Consider the following 19,291-nt stretch of genomic DNA (forward strand, 5'->3'; position numbering starts at 1 on the left):
ATCAATGCAAAGAATCTTGTTCCTTTTTCTAATTTTTGCCATCAGTCAATTGTCTATTTTTGGGGAAGAAAAATCTAACATCCCTTCTCCGCCTAAAGAAGGTTACTATATCATCACTTACAAAAACTATTCGGTCAATTTAGAGATCGATGCCAATGGGTATGAAGTAAAAGGAGGATCTTCTAACGAGGATTCTTCAGGACAAGCAGACATCAACTACTGGATTTTACCTGCTAACAACAAAATCAAAATCAGAGTGACTGAACGCAAAGGCAAACAAAAAGAAAATGGAAGTTTACCCCAAGAAGCAGAAGTGAAACTGGCGTTAGGTCAAAGAGGGCAATTTCCTGATGAAGGCCTTCTTTTGAAGCAGTTCCAATGGCCGAAAGAAACAAAAGTCAACTTAGGTGAATGGACTGAGTTAGAATTTGACCCACCATTCCTTCCACCAAGTCAATTGTGGAAACAAGCAGAAATCATCACTCTCTCGAAAGAAAAAGAATCTTCTGCCATTGAATTTGCAAATGAGTTCACAAAGATTCTTAACACTAAGGATTCTAAGAAAATACTCTCGATGATCCAATTCCGAGCCCAAGACACATCTGAAGTACGTTTCTATCCTTATGTAGAGGCAGACGAAATTAAATCCATCACCGAAATGACAAAGGCCATTGGCTCCACTTGGAAATTAGACAAGAAGAAAATTAAATTTACCTTATTGTGTAATGACCAAATATTGAATGTCTCTGACCCAAAAGGAGAACCCATCATCACTTCGAAAAAAGGTGCCTCCATTCCTCTTTATTTAAGTTGGATCGGTGGCAAATGGGTGATCGTTCGCTAAGTTAAAATTTTATATTTATAATGACCATTTTACCACTTCCGTTTTGTTCGTTCTGAAATGGCAAATATCTTTTGCGGGGAGCTGATTCCTTTGAGTTTGTGTTCTCCCAATTCCTCCCACCGAATGGGTATTTGGTGGGCAAGTTCCTCAGATGCCAAAACAGCTTTTCCTAATTCCCCACACATACCGGCAATGCGACTGGTTAAGTTGACTGCTTCCCCAATCACAGTAAAATCCAAACGTTCCGAAGATCCAATATTACCATAAAGAATTTCACCGGAATGTAAACCTACGCCATGGTGGATGGGAAGTTTTTCATCAATTTCCCTGGTTTGGTTGTGTAAAAACAAACTTTCACCTAACTTTCTTACGGCGAGAAGGACTTTTTTCCCGACAAAAATTTTATTGGATTCAGTATAAGGAAAAACTGCTAAAATTCCATCACCAAGTAGTTTCAGAACCTCTCCCCCATGGGATTCGATCAGTGGGATGGCTTGTCCAAAATAATCATTTAACAATTGTATAATTTCTGGAGGTGATAATTTTTCACTCATCCCAGAATAATTACGAATATCAGAAAACCAAATCACCGATTTGATATTATCTAGTTCACCTAAATAAATTTTACCGGAATACACAGTAGACCCGGTTCTTTTTCCTAAATAAATACTTAGGAGAGATTCTGTTAATTCGGTTTGGATAAAGTTCATCCATTGTAATGAAATGATTTTAAGAACTTGTTCTAAAAAATCTAGTTCTTCCTTTGACCAACCGTTTGGTTTGTCCGTAACCAAACTTAAAAAAGCAAAACCAGCTCCTCTCTGAAAAATAGGAACCGCAAAATAACCAGTTGCCCCCAATGGAGCTAAATCTTCTAAAATGGGATATGGATACGTATCTCCTGTATGATCCGCATAACCAAAATAATACGTCTTTTTGGTAGACATTACATATTGTACGGGACTAACAGCGAACTGAGAAGTTTGTAAAGAACCCAACCTGAAACGAACTTCCCGAAGAAATCCATTTTTTGATTCTATTGTAGTTTTAGAAAGTAACAAGGGAGTTGTTGTTTCATCAAAGTATTTTAATTTTTCTTTGGGAACCCAAGTATAAGACAATGATTCCACTTGTGGGTGGAGTGTACGTGTTCCCATATTAACTCGGACAATTTGAAAATTTAGTTTTTGTAAATAACCAATACTTCTATCGAATAATTCGGCGGAAGATTTAATTTCAGGCGACTCACTCAAATACCATTCTATAAATTCTGCGATCATTTTCCTATTTGACTTCTACCGTTAATTCGAAGTCACCTTCGGTTATATTTTTTGCCCCACTCACTCCAATAAAAACGCGGTATGGATTCCCAACAGCCCGAAGTTCAATAGTGAATTTGGTTTCCTTCAAACTCCACATTACGAATCCCAGGCAATCATGCCATAGAACTTAACTCAGCCCATTCCAAATCATCCATAATGGATCCTGTTTTTAAATTACCCGTTACAATGACAGACTTACCCTTCTCAGATTTGATAAAGGAAACACCGGGAATCTCTGCCATAGGTTTGATTCGATCGAGCGTAACCACTTCATCATAACTTTCTGAATAACCATCGTAATGAATTAAAAATTCTTCCTATTCAATTTTTACCACCATACCTGGAAACAACTTACCTTGTTTTGCATCATACACTTCCACTCTATCTCCTTTTTTGGGAGAAATGGGATCTGCAGAAAGAGAACCAAAAAAGAAAAATATAAAACTAAAAAAGTAAATACATTGTTTCATGGAAGTTCCCTCTATAACGGAAATTGAATGTATAATGAATCTTTGTAATTGCAAGGAAATATTTTATGAATCAGGAAAGAACGGGGAGTGCGGCAGGTATTGGTTAGAAAGGAAAAAACCCTCTGCCAAAAGACAGAGGGTTTTTAGATTCCAAACTTATTTCAGTTTAGAATCCAATCGTTTTTGTACAGCTTCCATAAATTGGAAAGTATCCAATTCTTTTTTAGTAGCTGCTGTAGAAAGAGAAAGTAAGTCTTTTGTCATCTCACCACCTTCGATGGTTTCAATGATTGCTTCTTCCAATTTCACTGCAAAGTTTACAAGTTCTGGAGTTCCATCTAGTTCTCCACGTTTTGCAAGAGCTCCCGTCCAAGCAAAAATAGAAGCCACAGAGTTTGTAGAAGTGGTTTCTCCTTTTTGGTATTTACGGTAGTGGCGTGTCACTGTTCCATGTGCTGCTTCGTATTCGTATTTTCCGTCTGGAGATACAAGAACTGAAGTCATAAGACCAAGGGAACCAAAACCAGAAGCAACCATATCACTCATAACGTCACCGTCGTAGTTCATCATCGCCCAAAGTTGTCCACCTTCGTTTTTCATGATTTGCGCAACCGCATCATCAATGAGGTAGTAACTATAAGTAATACCAGCAGCTTTCATCGCAGCTTCTTGTTCTTTCGCCATCTGATCAAAGATATCACGGAAACGAGCATGGTATTTTTTAGAGATCGTATCTTTAGTTGCAAACCAGATGCTGATTTTTTCAGACAACGCGTAAGTAAAACATGCCTTTGCAAATGACTTGATGGACTCATCTAAGTTGTGCATCGCAAGAGCAACACCAGCACCTTTAAAATCGTTTACAAGTAATCTTTGTTTTTCTTTTCCAGAAGCATCTGTATAAACGAGTTCTACTTTTCCTGGACCATCCACAAGGATTTCTACGTCACGGTAAATATCACCGTAAGCATGTCTTCCAATGGCGATTGGTTTTTTCCAAGAGTTTACCGCTGCTGGGATGTTTTTGATGATGATTGGTTTACGGAAAACAGTTCCATCAAGGATGGCACGAATGGTTCCGTTAGGTGATTTCCATTCTTGTTTTAGGTTGTATTCTTTCACTCGGTCTGCGTTTGGAGTGATAGTTGCACATTTAACACCTACACCATGTTTTTTGATCGCGTTAGCAGAATCTACAGTGACTTGGTCATCTGTTTTGTCGCGGTATTCAACACCTAAGTCATAATATTCCAAAGTGATGTCTAAATAAGGGTAGATGAAACGATCTTTAATTTCTTTCCAGATAATTCTTGTCATTTCATCGCCGTCTAACTCAACAAGCGGTGTTTTTACTTTAATTTTTCCCATTGATTTCTCCTAAACTCTCATTCAATTTTTGATTCGCATAAAAACGTTTATGTTGGATTTACCATATGTAAATTCCATTGGTAGTGACAAAATTCCGTCGAATTATTGATCGCTCCTGAAATGGTATGAATTCCCGTAAGGGATGTATATCTTTTTCTATAAGCATCGCGTTCGGAAATGAGAGAAAGTTTTGTTTCTAATCGAACAAGAACCTCTTTCCAAGACTCACAGTGTTCTTTCACCACAGGATCTGCTGCTTTGATTTTTAGGTCCGTGGCTTTTGTGATCTGGATTTCCCAAAAATGGGAAGGGAAAGCGGGCGGTGTGTACCGGTCTCTAATGGCCTCTATGTCTCTTTCTATATCTTGGTCTTTGAAAGCTGTAAAAAAGAAAAATCCACTGATTCGTAGTGAGAGGGGAAGGAAAAAACTAAAATTGCGGTCATAGGAAATCATCTGTCCCAGAGTCCATTCGGGAGATTTTCCACTGTCTCTTCTCTCGCTAAAGGCCAGGGCATCCAGAGAAGCCAATTCATCAAAACAGTATTGGGCAAACCGGAGTTTCTCTTTCCAGAATATTTCTAATATCTCCGTGACCATGCCCGTTTCGTTCATCCTGGATAGGGGAAAGTATTTTTCAAGTGCGAATCCTTTTTTAAGAACCAAAGTCATATATCCCCCACCGCTTCTAATATGAAAGAAACCGAAGTGCAATGGCGCGAGCTTGTGACAAAAAAAGAAGAATTCTTACATATCTTACGAATTCTAAACCATTACTATGAAATGAGAGGTGAAACAAAGTCCAAACAATTTGCCTTCCGTCGCACTCTCGCTGATTCCCCAACCGATGGAGTTCAAATTTTTTTCTCAAAAATTGGATCTTTTGAATACCAAGTCGCTTGTCGGATTTTACCAGAAGAACAAATGGAAACCTGGATCCATATCGACGGAATCGCTGAGGAAAGAGAAAGGCTCAAACAAATTGGCAATACAGAACATCCGGTGTTTTCGCTCGTTTGTCTGGGAGATTTGTATGCCTTAACTCTCCCAAGCCAAGTGAGCATTTAAAGGAAATCCCCAAGAAAAATCTTGATTCTTTTACAAGCACCCGTTAGGATTTGCCGGTGTTTCGGCAATTCTTTCGGTTGGTTTTTCTTTGTCTGATATTGGCAACATTGCCGAGTGTGAACCTACTAGCCCAAGATTTTAAAACCCAACACTACCCAGACGAAGGATACCTTCAAGCCTGGAACTTCACTTTCCGTAATGAAAAATACAACCTTTTTGCTACTTTCCTCGTGAGTAATTTTGGCCCAGGATCACATAACAACGGTATATCGCTACTTTTGAAACCAAAAGACCAACCAGTATTTTATTCCACTCGAGAATTTGATTCTGATGAATATGAATTTAGAAAAGGCCAATTCTACCAAAGGAGTGGAGAAAACTGGATGGAATACAAAAACGGAATTTATTCGATTTATATGAACTATGGGGATTGGGAAATTAAATTAGACTACAAACCCAGACGTGGGTCAGTTCCCATCTCTAAAGGAAAATACCCGTTGAAAGATGAGGGAAAATTTGTCCAAGCGGACATCCCTTTTTCTTACTCTCAGGTTACAGGAACCATTCGTTATAAAGAAGTTACCGAGGAGATCAAGGGAATAGGTGGTTTGGAACATATCCTTTCGAATGAGCCTGTTTATCAATTTTCAAAAAACTGGGAACTCGTCCGCTCCATCACCAAAGATGGGTATCGAATTTTTACAGGTGGGTTTATTGGAACATCCGATTTTCCCGGTGGTTTTTTTCGCCGTGTGGCAGTCTTAGATAACACGGGCCAACTGATTCTGGAAGGAACTGTGGAAAGATCAGAAGTATTAGATTGGGAAAAAGAACCTACTTCTGGTTATACGATCCCCAAAACAGAAATTTTGTATTTCAATGAAGGGAAATGTTCGCTTCTCGTCAAACGAACTCGCCCCATTGCAACTATGAGTGCTCTGGAAAATATCTCGTCGTTTTTAAGATTTTTTATTCAATTGTTTTTTGCAAAACCATACCAAATCCATTGGTATGCAGACCTCAAAATGAACTGTCCCATTTGGTCAGGGGAAGGAAAGGGATACCATTCCAATTATTTAATCAACGAATGAATCTAAAGAATAAACTTTTGACCTTCGTGAGCAATATGAACCTGCATCCCACCAGGTTTTTGTAACCTAGCCTCGTCCAAAATGATTCTTGCCACTTCATGGTCTGTATGATCCGGTTCATGGTGAGTGAGAACCACAGAACGGATTTCCATCATTTCTGCAAATTCAACCGCCTTACTCACAGCCGTATGACCCCAACCCAATTTTTTTTCCGCCTCTGCAGTGCTATACTGCGCATCAATGATGATGAGATCTGCACCGGCAATTTGTGGTTTCATTTTGAGCAGATGTTCGCGATCTTCTTCCCTATATTCCACATCCGTGCAAAATAAGAAAATTTTATTTCCTTCACGAATCCGGTATCCGGTGCAAGAACCAGGATGGCGTAACCCAAAAGGAATGATTTTAAGGCCACCTAACATATAAGATTCAAACTCTTTCCAAAGGTGAAAGTGTTTTTTTGAAGCCATTTGTTCTAAGGTTACGGGAAAGTTTTCCGGATGTTGTTGGCGAAGTAATCTTTCCTCTAAATTTTCAATACATGAGTAAAAATGAATATTACAAGATGGTGAATAACCAGGTTTAAAAAAAGGCCAACCTTGGATATGATCCCAATGTGTGTGAGAAACCAAGATATGAATGTCCATATCTTGCCCACTAAATGCTTGGGGTGCCAGCTGGTTTCCAAGAACCCGAAGCCCCGTTCCCATATCTAAAATAACTTTTTCGCCCCCATCCCCTTCTATATACACACAAGTGGTGTTCCCTCCCAAATCCTGGGAAAGAGGGATGGGCAGATGATTTAAGAATTCCTCTTCGGAAAATCCGTCCGGATTTTTCTTCCACTCTTCTTTGGCCATTTGGAGAATCTTCAAAGTTTTCTCGCGTTGTTCCGTTTTAGAAATCGGTGTGGGGAGAGAACCGCGAACACCAAAAAGAGTTATTTTCATCTATTTCCTTTTTAAAATCCTGACAATACATCATCGGAAGGAATGCATTTGTTAGTTAGCCCAGAAATCCAAGAAAAACTTTGGAAGTTTACTACAAAGACTTCCTATCGATCCGACTACCTCCTGCAACCTAAAGAGCGCGGAAAAAAAATCGACCTAAAAAAATCTTTCCCGGAAGAGATCCAAAACTTTGTTTTAGAACTTGGCTCTGGCTGGGGGGAAGTGGCCATCGAATTAGCCTCAAATGACCGCCAAACAGGTTATTTGTTGATGGAAAAAAAGGTAAACCGAATCATCCACACCGAAAAACAACGAAAAACGCTGGGTTTGGAGAATATTCGTTATATGACGGTTAACTTCCAGTGGTTTTTTGATGAATTACTCGAGAAAGAAATTTTTGACAGGATCATCATCAACTTCCCCGATCCTTGGCCAAAGAAAAAACACCACAAAAACAGACTCATGCAAGGCGATATGCTCGAACAAATTTATGATTTGTTGAAACCCGGTGGAAAGTTGTTATTTGCAACCGACTACGGCCCTTATGCAAGACGAACCATTTCTTTGTTTAGAAAATTTCCTAAATTTGTTTGGGAAGAAAAAGAATATGAATTTGAAAGACCCGGATTCCCTGTTTCCTTTTTCGAAACAGAAAAAAGAAACGAAGGGAGACGAATTTACTATCTAAACCGAACGAAAGTTAGATAAGATTCTAACTTTGGATATTTATCCTTTTTATCAGATCAAATCCATCTCAAGTAAGAACTAGAGATTCTTACTTGAGAAAACCTTTTGTATCCAGTTCCTCTATAATCTCTAATGTTAGATTAGTCTACTGTTACTGTACTGATTCGAAGTCCATCCCGGTCTCCCTTCCAAGGAACAGGAGTTTGTTCCTTTCCTTTGATGAGAAGTAGTTCCTTAGACCTTCCTTCTACCACAAGTCCATCTAATGGATAATAAAAATCACCTTGGATGGCATACGAATCTTTCCACTTCGAGCCACCTTTCCAAAGATAAGCGGTGTTTTCTGTATTAATGAGTAATGACTCTGGACTTTTGACCACAGAGCGAACAGATTCAGTATTTCCAAGTGGATTCAGTTTTGCTTTTTCCGTTCCTTGATACATTTGGCTTCCTAATTGGATCAAACAAGCATCGTCAACACATCCGAGGATCTGCGCTGATTCTTTTGTATCTTTTTTAAGAATAGGATTGGATACTTTCTTTTCCTTTTCATTCGGTGATCCAATGGCAAATACTTGGATTTGGAATTCTTTTTTTAAATCACGAAGGACTATGAGTTTGCCTTCTTCGGTATAAGAAAAACTTAAAAAATCGTTTCCAATCCATTCTTCTGTAATGTCCAGATTAGGATTTGTTTTAACAATTTTACGTTCGGGGCCTTTTTCCTTTTCTAATAGAAGGAAAAAACCATTCCCATCAGCAGATCCTTGTTTTACTTTCCAACCAGCTAATATCTGTTTTTTGAAAGTCATCTTACCCGATTCTGGATAAATTTTTGTGGCCGTATCATTGGTAATTCCCACAAGTTCCTTACCTGCAACGAGTAGTTGGAAAGGAGTGGATGTGTATTGTTTCCAAACAAGTTCTTTTGTGATTCGATCATAACCGACAAGGGCAGATCCATAGTTCACAATGATTCGGTTTGGATATACAATTGGTGTAGAAACAGGTGTTCCAGAAAGATTGAGGTCAGTCACATGGAGTGGTTCATCATCCAAAGCATCGGATGGTAATAACCTAGCAAATTTGGTTTCCCCATACTCACGTAAAATTTTCTCTTTTACTTGGTTTCGTTTTGTTTTGACCTTATCGGATGGAGATTGTTTTTGTTTGGCATCCAAAATTCTGAACTGGGCAAACAAGGCTTCTGCAGAAGGTTCTTCTTTTAATACACGATCTATGATCTTCTCGGCATCTTCTAATTTATTTTCTTTGAAATAAATGTAAGCTAGTTGGATTTCCCCATCCATAAAATCAGGATCTGTTTTTCGAATGGATTCTAAGATGGATTTAGATTCTTTTGTAAGATCTTCATTGAAGTAAGCAATTGCCAAATTGTAAGAAGAAAGTCCAAATTCTGAATCTTTTACTCTCGCCTTTTCAAATTCTCGTTTTGCAGCGTCCATTTGGTTTAGTTTGTAGAATGCCAAACCTTTGGCTACGTTGCTAGGTGCAAAATTAGGATTCACTAAAATGGAACGATCAAATTCAAGAATGGCAGCCTCGTAGTTTTTACGTTTCATGGTCACTAAACCTAACATATAGTAGGCGTAATAAGCATCAGGTTTTTCTTTTAAGATATCATGGAACCCATCTTCAGCTTTTTTTAGTTCCCCTTTTTTGTAGTAAAAAGAGTAGATCCCTTCTTTAAAGGAAATTGCATTTTCTTTGTTCGTTCGAACCGCATTTTCCAAAATGGAAAGACCTTTTTCTTCTTCACCTTTTTCAATGTAACATTCTGCAATTTTTACAAGAAGAGAGGCTTTGGGAACTCGGTCATAAGCCTTTTGGTAAGGAGTAACAGCTTCCAGGTATTTTTTACGATTGAAGAGTGAATTTCCTTCTTTCACAAAAGGCAAAATCTCCGCAAAACGAGAGTTCTCTGCCACAGTTTTTTCTGTTTCAAGTAGTTCGGGAATGTCTTTGGTATATTTTTTAGATTTTTGGATGAACTCATTGGCACGCGTATAATTTTCTTTGGAGTTTTCTTCTACAGCACGTTTGTAATACAAACTTCCCAATCGGTAATCGACAGCATCATTGTTTGGGAATTTTTTCTTAAGACCCATGTAAATGGATTCTGCTTCGTCCCATTTGCTTGCATCTTCCGCAATTCGACCGAGTGTGATGGCACTAAAAGGATCTGTCGCCGATAGGATTTCCAATTTTTTGATGTATTCTTTTTCTTTTTTGGATTCACCAGTTTTTGCATACACACGAGCTAGCCCCTGTAAGGCGCCCGGGTTTGTTGCATCCATTCGGTAAGCTTCTAAAAATGAACTTTCCGATTTTTTATATTCTCCAAATGCAAAGTAACCGCGACCAAAGGCATTTTGAACCGCAGGATTTTCTGGATTCACACCCATTGCTTTGCCATATTCATCAAAGGCTTGTTTTCGTTTCCCTTGGCGAAGGAAGGCATCCCCATCAGCAATGTACTTTTGTGATTCAGCCAAAACTTTCGCCTTACGAATGTCTTCTTTTTTGGCCTTGGGATGAGACTCTGCTTTTTTTAAAACATCCAAGGCTTCATCAAATCGCCCCGAGTCAATTAACACATACGCTAAGTTGAGTTTTGGTTCAAAAAAATTAGGATCCCAAGAAGCAGAGTCTTGGAAACTGAGAGTGGCTTTTTTGGTTTCTCCCCATTTCCATTCGCATATTCCTTGTTTGTTGCGGATCTCCGCATTTTTTGGAATTTTTACGCCTGCTTGTTTGGAAGTTTTTAAACAATCCGAATAATTATGGGTTTGGATATAAACATTACACAATCCAACATATCCACTGGGATTTGTATCTGCGAGTGATATGGCTTTTTTAAAACTTTCTTCACTTTCTTTCAGTTTACCATTTAGTAACTGTGCATTTCCAAGAAATGACCACAAAGAACCATTTTGCGGTTGTAGTTCGGTCGCTTTTTTGAATTCAGATGTGGCTTCCGAATAATTCTTTTTATTTAGGAAGTCGTTACCTCGTTGGATGAGAGAAGCAATTTTTGTAGAGAGTTTCGCGTCTTTGGCAGTTTTTAATTCAGGATTGAGTTTTTCCGCCTTAGCAAAGTAAGCTTCTGCTTCCTCATATCTTTTTAACTCTAAACAGATATCACCCAACTGGTTTAAAAGTTCGATTGGGTATGGGAACTCTGGTTTTGTTTCCAATGGTTTCAGGACAACAAGACTCTCTTGGTAACGGCCTAGGTTTTTTAATAACAATCCAGTTTTGTAAGTATAAATTGTTTCTTCTGGTTTGAGTTGGCTTAAGGTTTGGTAAGTAGAAAGTGCTTCTTCGTTTTCTCCTAAAGTGGATTGAACTGTACCAAGTCCAATGAGTAGTTTTTCGTTTTTTGGGTCTAAGTTTTTGCCTTTTTCATAAGCAAGTTTTGCATTTTCATATTCACCTAACTGGTAGTAGGAAGAACCAAGAAGAGAATAACCGTCAATTAACTCAAATGTTTGGATGGATGTTTTTGCTTTTTCTAAAGCTGAATCCATGTTTCCTTTTTGGAATTCGTTACTACCTTCTGCAACAAGAGCCCTAGCTTCTTCAATTTTTTGGCGATCCGAAACATCGGATTTTTCTACAACGGGATCTTTGACAGTGACTGGTTTAAAATCTCGGGACTGGCAACCAACAAATAAAACGAAGGAGATGAATAAATAACTAAGTTGTCTCATTTTTGGAGCCTTTCCTCAAACTTAACCATATCAGGATATCGTATTTTTACACCGCGAAGGGGTGTGCCCGTAACAGGACTGTTATGTGGAGTTAAAACTCCTATATTCCAAAAAGTTTCAAAATTCCATGGAAGTTCTTCTACAGTTTTATTTCCTAAAGACAATCGAATCATTTTTTTTTCGATATCTGTTGAAAGTTTGACGGTTCTTCCTTTTAGTTCATCTTCTTTGTCCCAACGGTAAGAAGAACGAACCGGTGCTTCCTTTTCTTCCGAAGAAAATTTGATGATATGGAAGTCTGTTTTATCCACATAAACTAAAATGGCATTTTGATTGTGGTCAGCAAAAGACAGGCCAACAGCACCGTTTAAATCCTTCACAAGATCTAACACAAGTTCTGCTTCCAAATAATCTGGAATTAAGTCTTCGGAATACACTCCATACCAACCAGTAGGAAGGTCTTTATTTTTTGCAAAGGTAAGTTTACCGGGAAAAGTAGCCGAAAAATTCGGTGATGCCGATGTGAGGTTCCAAAATTCTTCGGACTCCCAACCCACTCCATCTTCCAGAGAGATTGGCAAAGCAATGGATGTAATTTGTTTCGGTCGAATTTTGATTCCAGCTTTCGCATATTCAAAGTTAGAATCATTTTTTGTACGGATGAATTGGATCGGATAACTTCCGTAAGGGACACCCGATTCCGCATATTGTGTTTTTCCTTTTTTCTGACCATCTACGACGATGTCGAGGCCTGGAGGAAAACTAGAAATGACAATGGTTCCTTGAGAAATGTCATCACTCCATTCTTGGAACACACGTGTGGTTTTTCCTGCACGAATCAGAATATTTCGTTTCACGGGGTCTTTGCCAGGTTTTGCAAAGGAAAGCGTATGTTTCCCGTTAATGAGTTGGTAAGAAAGCAAAGGTGCTTTGCCCACTTCCACGCCGTCTAGATAGATGGTGGTGCCAGGCGAAGTAGAAAATACGGAAACATTTCCTCGTAAGGAAGAAGTAAAATAAGAGCGGAGGTCATCTTCTGATGGAGAAGAAACTTCGGCAAAGTAAGAAGGAACACTTCCCGTCAATGGTTGGAGTTGCCTTTTGCCATGAAATACATCAAAGGATTTTACGGATTTAACAGTAGGTTCTTTTTCTTCTTGGAAAACGAAAATCGCCTTACCAAAGTTTTGTGACAATACTGGATCTTTGTATTGAACTTCAATCGAATGCCGTTCGGCGTTTCGAGTGAGAGATAACTCTAAGACTAAATCTAAGTCAGAGCTTTCCGAAAATTTCGGATCTGGATCTTTGGGTGCTTTTTTGTAAAGGCCGAGTTTGTTGTGGGGGAAAAGAACTTTCTCTTCCAGTAATAATAAATCAGATTTAGAAAACTCCTCCGGAACTTGTTTCCAGAGGAGTGAGAAATGAGGAGTGGATTTATTTACCAGTCGTTCTTTGTAATCTCTGCCCGAAGGAAGGGGTTCCGACTCACCCGGTTCAGGGGTGATGAACTTAGGTTTTGTAAAACTTCGATTCAGTGTTTCGATCTTTGAGACCGAAGAACAATAACCGACTAAAAAACAAAGGACCGGTAAATAAACATATCTCATTTCGTCTTATCAAAACTCTCTTTAGGTGCTAATTTTAAGGAATCTTTTTGAACATCTTTTTTGATGTATTTAGAATCTTCTATAGACTTAGCAGTTGTGATGACTTCATCAGATTTTGATTTAGTAATCTCACGAGATTTTGCTGCTTTTTCCAATTCTTCTACAGAAGATCCAATGTTTAGTTTTTGAAGTTCTTCGTTGTTGGTCTTTAGTTCATTTGCAAGAGATTCAAACTGTAACATCTTGGTGTTTTCAAAAGCCAACATTTCTTTCATCTCTGAGAGAGATTGTTTGTCCATTGGTTTGATCATTTTGTCAGAAAGTTTAGTTTCGTTTCCGACTTCAGCTGTTTTCTGTTTGTCGACTACGATTTCGTTTTCTGAGTTTGCTTTGCGAATGGCAACAGCACCATCAAGTACTGTATATTTAACTACACAATTTCCTGACCCACAAGCTACGTTTCCACCTTTTGCCGATGGATTTTCAACATTGGTAAGAAAGATAGTTCCGCGAACACCCGCAATGGAAGTGGGAGTCACAACATTGAAAGATTCTGTTTTTCTTTCTTTACGAAGAACTGTCACAAGTTTTCCGTATTGCATATTCACTTCTGTTTCACGTGATCCGTCGTTTGCGGCAAATGCTTGGCTGACACTAAGAGAAGTATTTTTGTTTAACTTAAGCACTCCGTCTTCACCCACAAGGATTTCCACGGAACCGTTTTGGCCGGTTACGATGGTATCTTTGGAAGTTAATACATCACCTAAGTTTGGTTTGACTTGTCCACTTTCGCGGATTACAACCACATCACCTTTTACAAAGGCAACAACTACATTACTTTCCTTCGCAGAATTTTCTGTAACAGGAGTTACAGATTCCTTAGAATCTTTTTGGCAAGCAGCTAAAACTATGGCAAAAACCGCCACAAATCCTAGTGCTGTCAATCGATTGATTATTGTAAGTTTCATATTCCTTCCTCCGGAAATACCATTCTAAGAATAGATAACAACTGAGTGCTTGGCAACTCTTTTCCCTAATACCTTTTTGTGACAGCTTTTGACCAATGGTCCCGTCTTGTCACACGATAGGGGTTTTCTAGGCTCTCGATCATGGATTCTAAGCTTTTTTTTCTGGTTTCATCCATGGTTTCGTTCACGTGTTTTCGCATTGGACACTCAGAACCCAGTTCACAGCAATAAATTTCCTTACAAGTTTCCTTGATCTTTCGTAATTCGGGAAAACTCTCCCAAAGTTCAACAGGTGTCAGGTGTAGGATGCCCCATTCTTTGACCCCTGGCGAATCGATGAGGACAGTGTTTTCCTCCAAAAATAGAGCAAATGAATTTGTGGTGGTGTGTTTTCCCTTTTTGGTAGACCCACTGACGAGGTTTGTCCTTTGTACTGTCTTTTTATGAAGATGGTTCATGAGAGTCGACTTCCCCACTCCGGAATTTCCACAAAGGAAAGTTCGTTTCCCACGGATCCTTTCCCACAAAGGTTGGATGGATTCTTCTGAAAGAAGTGAGACACTCATCACTTCATAACCTAACTCTCTATAGTAAACTTCGCGGTCTTCGATTTCTTCTGGGGAAACCAAATCCTTTTTAGTGAAAATGATGAGAGGAGGAATTTCTGTTTGGTAGGAGGCAGCAAGTAACCTATCAATAAATCCTGGTTTGGTTTCCGGATCTTTGCAAGAAGCGAGAATTGCCACTTGGTCTAAATTGGCACATAACACATGACTATCGCCACGGTCACTTTTCCGAGAAAGGAAGTTCTTACGTTCCATTTTTTCCGAAATGACCCACTCTTCGCCGGAAGATTTTTCAGCTAAGACAAGATCACCCACAACAAAGGGATGGCGTTCGTTCGAATTTTTTAACCGTAACTTACCTTTGAGGACAGCGAGGGCATAGGTAGTCCCTTCTGAATAAATTTCGTAATAGGCCCCGAAGATCCGAGCGATTGTAAATAGTTCTTTACCCAAGTGGATTTGTACCAAAATAATCTAGTTCTTACATTTTATATAGATGACATGCAAATACAAGTTTTCTTTCGCTCCAGTATCATTCTTCTATCTTCTTTTAGTTGGTTTGTTTTTGCGTACGGACTCGGCATTTTACAGGCATCTTACCTTTTTGTATTTTTTCTCATCTTTATGGGTTTTCTTACCTTATCACTTTTTTTATTCCACCTTCCCCAGGCAAAAACCGCTGTGGATGAAAAACCCAAAAAAAGAGATGAACTTGTCCAAAACCTTTTTGCCTTGGAAAAATTCAAAGAAGAACTAATCTCCTTCAATGACCCAGACAAAATCAGCGAAACCATAAGCCAGTTCCTTGCTTCCAAAATCCCTGCAGAATTTGTTCAAGTTTATACTTGGGACGAAAGAGAAGGACAATTCCGCCCGAGACCATTTTTAGAATCATTAGATCAGAAGTTCTCCGGTTTACCTTCCCTTCCTGTATTCAATCCATTTCTCCTTTGGTTGTCCGAACGCGAAGGAATCCATATCAAAGAAAACTTCATTCAATTTGCATCCACTCATCATGAAAAAATAGCCAAACAAGCATTAGACTTTTTTACAGAAACAAAATCAGAATTGGTTGCTACCCTTTCTATCAAATCAAGCCTTGTTGGTTTTATTTTGCTTGGGAAACACAAAGAAGGTAAAGTATATGATATCGAAGAAATCGAAATCATTTTAGAAATACTTTCTGTTTCTCTCATGTCTTTATCCAATTCAATGATCTACCAACAGCTTTTAAACTTAACAGAAACGTTGGAAGCAAAGGTAAGAGAACGAACCAAAGAATTAGAAGAGACCCAAGCCCATTTGGTGCAGTCTGAAAAAATGGCTTCACTCGGGGTGATGGTGGCGGGGATTGCTCATGAAATCAACACTCCTGCGGCAGTCATCAACGGATCTGCTGATAATTTGGATGCCAATTTAGTTTTTGTATTATCTCATTTGGGAGATATCACTTACCTCATCCAAAACCCCGATTTTCGTTCCATATATTTGGACATTCTTTTTAGTTTTGTGAAAGAAGACCCAGCAGCAAAAATTGATCCTAAAGATAAATTCAAACTCAAAAAAGAAACCAAACATAAATTCATCCAAGATGGGATTCCAGAAAATGATGCGACCGATTTAGCTACTTTTCTCATCGACCATCATCTTTTGCATATGCAGGAAGAACTCATTCGTATTTGGAAAGTCGGAGGGAAAGAAACCTTCGAGATGTTAAAGAATACCTTAAGCTTACAACGAAATATTAAAAACATCAAATATGCAATTCGTAATATTGTTCGTATTGTCAAAGCGCTCAAATACTATTCACACTTAGGCCAAGCCTCTTATTCGGAATCAGACCTTCACGAAGGATTAGAAAATACTCTCGTGATCATGCAAAACCAAATCAAACATGGGGTGGAAATTGAAAGGGCTTATGGAACCATCCCAACGGTTCGTTGTAATATCGATGAACTGAATCAGGTTTGGACAAACCTCATTACGAATGCGATCCATGCGATGAAAACAGTGGAACATCCCAAACTCACCATCTCTTCTCGTATGATTGGAGAAGATTTTGTTTTGATTAGTTTTGAAGACAATGGATCGGGAATTCCAACCGAAATCAAAGATAAAATTTGGGATCCGTTTTTTACAACGAAAGACCAAGGAGAAGGTACAGGGCTTGGACTTGGGATTGTGAAAGGGATCATTGAAAAACATAAAGGAAGGATTGAAGTGGAATCCACTCCAGGAAAAACTAGGTTTATGGTTTATTTACCGTTAGTTGGCCCTGGAGATGTTCCGAGTATCCCAAAAGAAATCTTTCGGGAAATTCGTGGTTAAGAAAAAAGTGGGTTTCCTGGTTGGTTTAGTAGTTTTTCCCAACTTTCTTTAGTTTTTTCAAAGTTCTTTCGGAATACACCAGCTTCTTCGGCATTCGCAGTTTGTTTTGCCTTTGTCCAATTTTGAAATTCTTGTAAAGTAGTTTCGCGAAGATTGGCGAGTTGTTCTTCCCAATGGCGAAGTCTGGATTCTTCCAAATTTGTATGTTGGTTTAATGTTTCTTTTTCCTTTAGATACATTGTTTTTTGTAGGATTTTTTCTTCTGAAACTTTTTTTAAATTATAAGTAAGACCAAAATAAGAAAGTCCTTTGATCATCCACTTGGATGGATCATAATCAAACCAACGAATCCCGTTTCGGTAATCTGCTTGGAACTCGTGATGGAAGTTATGAAACCCTTCACCAAACGTAAAAAAGGCGATGATCCAATTGTCTCTTGCAGTTTGTTCTTTAGAAAAAGTTCGTTCTCCCCATACATGGCAAGCGCTGTTGATAAAAAAAGTAAACTGGTGAACCACAAAAAGTCGAAGGAAACCCGCGACAAAAAACCCTTCTAAAAAAGAACCCCAGAACATAGTAATAAGTCCAGGAAGGAAAAAACACATAAAGATAGAAATAGAATAAAAATGTTTATGTTGCCAAAGAACCAAAGGGTCATTTGCCAAATCTTGAACCCCATTTTGCACATACTTACGTTTGCGAAACAACCAACCAATATGGGCATACCAAAATCCTTTATTAATGGAATATGGATCTTTGTCAGTGTCTACAAATCGATGGTGGATGCGGTGGTCTTCACTCCATTCGAGAGCAGTGGATTGGAAGGCTGCTGCACCAAATAGAAGTAACAGAAGTTTGATGGGAGATTTTGCTTCATAAGCTTTGTGTGAAAAAAGTCTATGGTATCCAACGGTAATCCCCATTCCGGTAGCAAAGAAATAAAATACAAATAAGGCCCAAGTGGCTAAGTGAATGGAAGCATAAAGGTAAAGGTAGAGAGTTCCAAAGATTCCTACCAAAGGAGAAGTGAGTAAAAATACCATCGTTACCCAATCTATGGGGGCTTGCGTTTTGATTTCAGCTTGTGTCGTCATAGAGAATTCCTGTTTCATGGTGTGGGAGTCCTCGGTAAGGATTCTGGTTGCAAAAAAAATGAGTACAGAACGTTACAAACCGGGTTTTTTAGAAAAGTGGGGAAGACGGGTTCTTATTTCCATAGGCACTGGTTCCAAAAAACCTAAGGACTCAGGAAAAATTTTTGCCTCTCATTCAAAAACCCTTATCTTTTGGGGGATTTTTTGGTCTTTTTGGATTGGATTTTTACCCTCTGTGGCCTTTGTTGCCCTTGCGGCCGAATTACCTTCAGTCCAAATTTGGCCTCTACCTCACATAACTTACATTAGCCTTTCTGAATTTATTTTTCTTTTGGGATTTGTAACCATCGTTGAATTTTATCTCCTCTTTCGATTGGGATTTTTTCTTTCGTTTCGAATGGCAGAGTATGCAGACATTGAACTTGCGGAAGAACCAGAACTCATCACCCCCATTCCAGGAATGATGGCTAGGTTGGTTTTAGAAATTCCCGATCCACGAATTCGATTGTATGGAATTGATCCTTATAAACATCTAAATGAAAGAGCATTATTTTTTCGGACTATTTTATATAAAAGTAAGGTTTTCCTTTCCAATATCATAGCCAAACTCCTATTAAAGGTATTTTTGGGCAGGACAGGACTTAGGTTTCTGATTGAATACATATCTGGGCCAATCACTGGGCTTTGGGATAGTGTGACAACGTATTTGATATTGTTTGAACTACGAAAACGAATCATAACTAGAAAACTATCGGATGCTATCTTACATAGATTTAAGCTGTTCGACCGTAGCCACCAACTCACAGAGTCTACCGTTCGTGCAGTAGCCATTGCGATTGTATTCACAAAAACCTTTCATCCTAACTTTGAATATTTGCTCTTTCGGTTGATAGGCCTGCTACCAAATAGAGATAAACTAACAAACTTAGACGATTGGACAGAATTTGTCACATCCTTTCAAAGATTAACTATGGAAGAAAGAAAGTGGCCAATTACCATCTTTGCACTTTGTTCTTCTTTTGATGGATCCTTAAATAAAGAAGAGTTAGAAGCATTTCGGGAGATCACAGAAATTTCTCCTTCCTGGCTTTTGGATCGGGTTCGTCATTTGACTGTAACCATTCAGAAAGGAGAACTATCAGAATCTTTACTTTGGATGGAAAAAATCCTTCCCGACTAATCCGTTCGTTGA

Annotated in this window: 18 protein-coding genes; 6 read left to right on the forward strand and 12 right to left on the reverse strand. The window is 38.7% G+C overall.

The genetic code is table 11. The annotated features are described in order from the left end of the window. Nucleotides 1-4: 4 nt before the first annotated feature. Nucleotides 5-844 carry a hypothetical protein gene (locus tag EHQ24_RS08485; RefSeq protein ID WP_135601244.1) on the forward strand — a complete coding sequence of 280 codons (840 nt, stop codon included), beginning with the start codon at nt 5-7 and terminating at the stop codon, nt 842-844. 29 nt (nt 845-873) lie between these two features. Here the strand turns inward: EHQ24_RS08485 and EHQ24_RS08490 are convergent, their stop codons facing one another. From EHQ24_RS08490 to EHQ24_RS08500, 6 genes are all read right to left on the reverse strand, one after another. Then, nucleotides 874-2,124 (reverse strand): adenylate/guanylate cyclase domain-containing protein, encoded by a 1,251-nt coding sequence (locus EHQ24_RS08490; RefSeq protein ID WP_135601245.1) that lies wholly within the window; start codon nt 2,122-2,124, stop codon nt 874-876. 4 nt (nt 2,125-2,128) lie between these two features. After that, nucleotides 2,129-2,263, reverse strand: a complete 135-nt coding sequence (locus EHQ24_RS19400; RefSeq protein WP_279633553.1) for a hypothetical protein — start codon at nt 2,261-2,263, stop codon at nt 2,129-2,131. A gap of 16 nt (nt 2,264-2,279) precedes the next feature. Further along, nucleotides 2,280-2,435, reverse strand: a complete 156-nt coding sequence (locus EHQ24_RS19230; protein ID WP_167483067.1) for a hypothetical protein — start codon at nt 2,433-2,435, stop codon at nt 2,280-2,282. Between the two features lie 48 nt (nt 2,436-2,483). Then, entirely contained in the window at nt 2,484-2,636 is a 153-nt protein-coding gene (locus EHQ24_RS19235; RefSeq protein ID WP_167483068.1) for a hypothetical protein, read from the reverse strand. 156 nt (nt 2,637-2,792) lie between these two features. Further along, the gene (locus EHQ24_RS08495; protein ID WP_135601246.1) at nt 2,793-4,004 is read right to left on the reverse strand and encodes an NADP-dependent isocitrate dehydrogenase; all 1,212 of its coding nucleotides are present in this window, start codon (nt 4,002-4,004) and stop codon (nt 2,793-2,795) included. Nucleotides 4,005-4,051: 47 nt separating this feature from the next. Then, nucleotides 4,052-4,675 carry a hypothetical protein gene (locus tag EHQ24_RS08500; protein WP_135601247.1) on the reverse strand — a complete coding sequence of 208 codons (624 nt, stop codon included), beginning with the start codon at nt 4,673-4,675 and terminating at the stop codon, nt 4,052-4,054. A gap of 21 nt (nt 4,676-4,696) precedes the next feature. Here EHQ24_RS08500 and EHQ24_RS08505 point away from each other — a divergent pair, with 21 nt between their 5' ends. Together EHQ24_RS08505 and EHQ24_RS08510 are read left to right on the forward strand one after the other, a co-directional pair. Further along, nucleotides 4,697-5,071, forward strand: coding sequence for an LIC_13246 family protein (locus tag EHQ24_RS08505; protein ID WP_135601248.1), 375 nt, complete (start codon nt 4,697-4,699; stop codon nt 5,069-5,071). Between the two features lie 56 nt (nt 5,072-5,127). Continuing rightward, nucleotides 5,128-6,162, forward strand: a complete 1,035-nt coding sequence (locus EHQ24_RS08510) for a hypothetical protein (RefSeq protein WP_135602406.1) — start codon at nt 5,128-5,130, stop codon at nt 6,160-6,162. 2 nt (nt 6,163-6,164) lie between these two features. Here EHQ24_RS08510 and EHQ24_RS08515 read toward each other — a convergent pair whose 3' ends face one another. Then, nucleotides 6,165-7,112 carry an MBL fold metallo-hydrolase gene (locus EHQ24_RS08515; protein WP_135601249.1) on the reverse strand — a complete coding sequence of 316 codons (948 nt, stop codon included), beginning with the start codon at nt 7,110-7,112 and terminating at the stop codon, nt 6,165-6,167. Nucleotides 7,113-7,160: 48 nt separating this feature from the next. Between EHQ24_RS08515 and trmB the strand changes: the two genes are divergently transcribed. Further along, entirely contained in the window at nt 7,161-7,820 is a 660-nt protein-coding gene (gene trmB, locus EHQ24_RS08520) for a tRNA (guanine(46)-N(7))-methyltransferase TrmB (protein WP_135601250.1), read from the forward strand. 119 nt (nt 7,821-7,939) lie between these two features. Here trmB and EHQ24_RS08525 read toward each other — a convergent pair whose 3' ends face one another. The 4 genes from EHQ24_RS08525 to rsgA all read right to left on the reverse strand — a co-directional run bounded on the left by EHQ24_RS08525 (nt 7,940) and on the right by rsgA (nt 15,130). Then, the gene (locus EHQ24_RS08525; RefSeq protein ID WP_135601251.1) at nt 7,940-11,533 is read right to left on the reverse strand and encodes a tetratricopeptide repeat protein; all 3,594 of its coding nucleotides are present in this window, start codon (nt 11,531-11,533) and stop codon (nt 7,940-7,942) included. Beyond that, nucleotides 11,530-13,143 (reverse strand): LIC10124 family lipoprotein, encoded by a 1,614-nt coding sequence (locus tag EHQ24_RS08530; RefSeq protein WP_135601252.1) that lies wholly within the window; start codon nt 13,141-13,143, stop codon nt 11,530-11,532. Before EHQ24_RS08530 ends, EHQ24_RS08525 begins: the two co-directional genes overlap by 4 nt. Continuing rightward, nucleotides 13,140-14,111 carry a FecR family protein gene (locus EHQ24_RS08535; protein ID WP_135601253.1) on the reverse strand — a complete coding sequence of 324 codons (972 nt, stop codon included), beginning with the start codon at nt 14,109-14,111 and terminating at the stop codon, nt 13,140-13,142. Before EHQ24_RS08535 ends, EHQ24_RS08530 begins: the two co-directional genes overlap by 4 nt. Before the next feature lie 65 nt (nt 14,112-14,176). Further along, the gene (gene rsgA, locus EHQ24_RS08540) at nt 14,177-15,130 is read right to left on the reverse strand and encodes a ribosome small subunit-dependent GTPase A (RefSeq protein WP_135602407.1); all 954 of its coding nucleotides are present in this window, start codon (nt 15,128-15,130) and stop codon (nt 14,177-14,179) included. A gap of 48 nt (nt 15,131-15,178) precedes the next feature. Between rsgA and EHQ24_RS08545 the strand changes: the two genes are divergently transcribed. After that, nucleotides 15,179-17,005 (forward strand): sensor histidine kinase, encoded by a 1,827-nt coding sequence (locus EHQ24_RS08545; protein ID WP_135602408.1) that lies wholly within the window; start codon nt 15,179-15,181, stop codon nt 17,003-17,005. On the opposite strand, the gene EHQ24_RS08550 is transcribed toward EHQ24_RS08545, so the two are convergent. Further along, nucleotides 17,002-18,099, reverse strand: coding sequence for an acyl-CoA desaturase (locus tag EHQ24_RS08550; protein WP_135602409.1), 1,098 nt, complete (start codon nt 18,097-18,099; stop codon nt 17,002-17,004). The two genes, EHQ24_RS08545 and EHQ24_RS08550, sit on opposite strands and share 4 nt — an antisense overlap. A 58-nt stretch (nt 18,100-18,157) precedes the next feature. Here EHQ24_RS08550 and EHQ24_RS08555 point away from each other — a divergent pair, with 58 nt between their 5' ends. Next, the gene (locus EHQ24_RS08555) at nt 18,158-19,279 is read left to right on the forward strand and encodes an LBF_2804 family protein (RefSeq protein ID WP_135602410.1); all 1,122 of its coding nucleotides are present in this window, start codon (nt 18,158-18,160) and stop codon (nt 19,277-19,279) included. Nucleotides 19,280-19,291: the final 12 nt, after the last annotated feature.

It is taken from the genome of Leptospira noumeaensis (assembly GCF_004770765.1).
Classification (GTDB): Bacteria; Spirochaetota; Leptospiria; order Leptospirales; family Leptospiraceae; genus Leptospira_A; species Leptospira_A noumeaensis.